The sequence below is a fragment of the Meiothermus hypogaeus genome, from assembly GCF_003574035.1.
Lineage (GTDB): Bacteria > Deinococcota > Deinococci > Deinococcales > Thermaceae > Meiothermus > Meiothermus hypogaeus.
Genome location: NZ_QWKY01000146.1, coordinates 1 through 3,239 on the forward strand (window position 1 = coordinate 1; position 3,239 = coordinate 3,239).

3 protein-coding genes and 1 pseudogene are annotated in these 3,239 nt (G+C 59.0%); 2 read left to right on the top strand and 2 right to left on the bottom strand.

Annotated elements, in window-relative coordinates; all coding sequences use genetic code 11:
- Positions 1-638, top strand: a pseudogene (locus Mhypo_RS17460) (IS5 family transposase); the annotation flags it as partial.
- A 115-nt stretch (positions 639-753) separates the two neighbouring features.
- Here Mhypo_RS17460 and Mhypo_RS17465 read toward each other — a convergent pair.
- Both Mhypo_RS17465 and Mhypo_RS17470 read right to left on the bottom strand, forming a co-directional pair.
- Complete coding sequence (locus Mhypo_RS17465) at positions 754-1,347, bottom strand: ISAs1 family transposase (RefSeq protein ID WP_170148352.1); 594 nt, start codon at positions 1,345-1,347, stop codon at positions 754-756.
- The gene (locus tag Mhypo_RS17470) at positions 1,245-1,925 is read right to left on the bottom strand and encodes a transposase family protein (RefSeq protein ID WP_119342494.1); all 681 of its coding nucleotides are present in this window, start codon (positions 1,923-1,925) and stop codon (positions 1,245-1,247) included. The genes Mhypo_RS17465 and Mhypo_RS17470 overlap by 103 nt, the downstream gene beginning before the upstream one ends.
- 71 nt (positions 1,926-1,996) lie before the next feature.
- On the opposite strand from Mhypo_RS17470, the gene Mhypo_RS17475 reads away from it, so the two are divergent.
- On the top strand, positions 1,997-2,956 hold the full coding sequence (locus Mhypo_RS17475) for a transposase (RefSeq protein WP_119342495.1): 960 nt from the start codon (positions 1,997-1,999) through the stop codon (positions 2,954-2,956).
- The last annotated feature ends 283 nt before the right edge of the window (positions 2,957-3,239 follow it).

Sequence of the window (3,239 nt, forward strand, 5' to 3'; positions counted from 1 at the left end):
TCGTTCAGGCGCAAGCCTACCGCTGGATGAACCGGGGGGTCTTCGAAGACCTGGTACACGACCTGCGCATGACCCTGCGAATGCTCCAGGGCAAAGCCGCCCATCCCAGCGCTGCCATCTACGATGCCCGCACCCTACAGTCCACCCCGCAAAGTGGGGAGCGAGCTGGGTATGACGGGCACAAGCGACCTGGCGGTCGCTAAAGCGAGCCTTGCAAGGGGAGCAAGGTCCACCTGGCGGTGGACACGCTGGGCCACCTGCTGGCCTTGGTGGTGACGGCGGCCAGCGAACAGGAGCGGGCCCAGGTGGGAGCCCTCAGTCAACAGGTGCAGGAAGTGACGGGGGCGCGGGTGGAAGTGGCCTTCGTGGATCAGGGTTACACCGGGGAGGAGGCGGCACAAGCGGCGCAGGCGGAAGGCATCGCCCTATGCGTGGTCAAGGTGGAGGGTGCTAGACGAGGATTCGTCCTGCTGCCGAAGCGTTGGGTGGTGGAACGTTCGTTTGCCTGGACATCCCGGTTTCGCAGGCTGGCACGCGACTATGAGCGGCTGGCCGAGACCTTGCGAGGCTGGCACTGGTTGGCCTTCTCAGTTCTGATGACGGCAAAAACTGTGGAGCTTTTACGGACGGCTAGTTAGCGGTCTCTAGAGCGCAATAGGTATTCGGCTAACAGCCGTTATACCGGATTCAAAAAGACAGTTTACAAAACCAAAAACCCCATAGGCTGTCTTTTTGAATCCTAGCAGGCTTTTATCATATACAACCATTGAGCCAGCGAAACAGGAGCATGGGTTGGACGGAAAAGCTGCGAACGCTGCGAAGGACGGGTCTGTCGAGTTGGTGAAGGAAGCCCAGGAGGAGGTTGCGCAAAGCCGCCAGGGCTTGGGCAGCTTTGCGGGTGCGACAAGCATCTTCAGCAAAGACGGTGTCCCGTTTGTGGTGGAGCTTGTTCTCGATAGCCCAATGGTTACGGCTGATGAGGGCCAGGGTAGCGGCATCCGCTTGAGTAGGGCTTAGGCTGGTGACGGCAAGGTGAGTCTCTTCGGAGACGGCGCCGGTGCGTTTGTGGGTCTTGTGGCGATAGATTTGAACGATCTGTTGTAGATCAGGAAAGCACAAGTCTTTCTCGACCGGGATTTGAGTGGTGGAGCGGAACCGCCAAACCCACAGTGAGCCACTGCGTACCTGATGGTACGTATGTTCATCGTCAGCAGGGTACTGCATCAAATATTCAGCCCAATCCTTCAACTCAGCCTGGTTATTCTTGAGCGCGAGGAAGTAGTGCCCCCCTTTTGCAGGATGGCTTTGGCGGTCTGGCTCTCCGTATGGGCGGCATCCCCCGTCCACACCCAAGGGATGCCGATCTCCGACAGGTCAGCCTCCAACTGCATCATCAACTGCTGCCCGGCTACCGCCTCATCTCCCACAGCTTCGCTTTGCAACAGGCTCAGACCCAACCGGCTCAGATAGGCTGAGACCAATACGATGGCCTTATCCCCTACCCCGCCCCTGGCGCTGCCCTTTAGGTGTTTGCCATCCAGGCTGATCTCCAGCAGCCCCAACCCTTTGAGCCCACCGTCTTGATCCAACACCTTCAACACATCTTTGGCCCAAGCCTGCAAGGCCCTTTCCAGGGCCTCTACCTCTTTCTCCAAAGCCCAAAAGAAACGATAGAGGGTCGCCTGAGCGGGCAGTGCCCGGCCTGTTTTTCCTCGACCAAATCCCAGCACCAGCAGCCAGTCCCGTTGGTCTTCGATCCACTGGGCTATGGCCAGAATATTTGTTCGACCACTCCCCAAACCCATCAGCACCAGCATGAACAGCATTCGCCAGTCATACCTACGGTTATGTGCTCTCAAGTCGGGTACTTCCATCAAGTACGGTATTGGGCTGGGTATACCTTTTGCTTCTCTTGGCTCGTTCATACTGAATATCTGGACTTACGCGGTGCTGAAGATCCTCGATAAAATGGGCCTCTGGTAACCAGGGAGGCCCGATGAAGAGGATACCACAGCCCCTTCTGCGCGCTCTAGAAGCTTTAGCCCAAAGCCCCATCAACACCTCCGCCCTGGCTATGGCCGAGGGTAAGGACTTCGCCCACGACACCCTTTATCGCGCCCTGAACCAGCCCCCGGCTCTGTTTTTTGAACTCTCCCTTGAGCTCTGCATGGCCATGGGTGGGCTGGACCGGGGCTACCTCATCCTGGACGACGTGCTCATCCAGCGCTACCGCACCCCGCTTCGCGGCGAAAGAAGCATCTCGGGCAGGCTGGGCCTGAAGAAGATGCGGGACACCGCCACGGGGGGCTGGGTCTTTGGGCTTTCCCTGGTGGTGCTGGCCTGGACGGACGGGAAGCGGCGCGTCCCCCTGGCCTTCCTGCCCTACTTTGCGGAGGAGGAGAGCAAGCTGGACCTGGCCCTGGCCCTCCTGGAGTGGGCCAGGGAGGCGGGCTTTCGTCCGGAGGGGGTGCTCTTTGACGCCCGGTACGCGGCGCGGCAGGTCCTGGAGTGGCTCCATGACCACGGCTGGTCTTTTGTCACGAGACTCAGGTCTAACCGTGTGCTGGACGGTGTCCAGTTGCGGAGGCATGGGGGTACCCGTTGGGTGAAGACGGGGAGGCTGCGGGGCCTGACCTTCGCAGTAGGGGTGCTCAAGCGTGGGGGGAAGTTTTACGGGACGGACCGGGAGGGGTGGTGGGACTTGAGGATGCGGGAGGTTTACCGGATACGGCAGGCCATTGAGGAGATTTTCCGGGGGCTGCAGCAGGAGCTGGGGTGGACGGGGCAGCGGCACTGGCGCAGGGCCAAGCTGTTGAGCCATCTAGCCCTGGGGCTGGTGGCCTACGGGCTGATAGAGCGGCAGCGGGAGGGGCTGGGGTTGAGCTTCTACCAGTGCCGACGAAAGCTCATTGCGGGTAAGCTGAAACTGGATTTGAGCCCTCTGGAAGCAGCTTAGTTGTTAGTGCGTAAATCCAGTGAATATGATAAAAGCCTGATTTGCAAGCAGATTCTTATCAGAGGCTGTCGTAAAAGTCTACTATGCTTGAAGGGTGACTTCTACACGTAGATTTTACCCCAGCGACCTCTCGGATGCGGAGTGGGTTCTCCTGGAGGGTGTGTCCTGAAAATAGGCAAACAGCCTAAACTGTTGGAATGAGCGAAATACGGGAACGGATGCATCAGTTGGTGGATGAGTACGAGCGGCTGGGAGAGGGGAAGAGTATAGCCGAGCAGGAGTT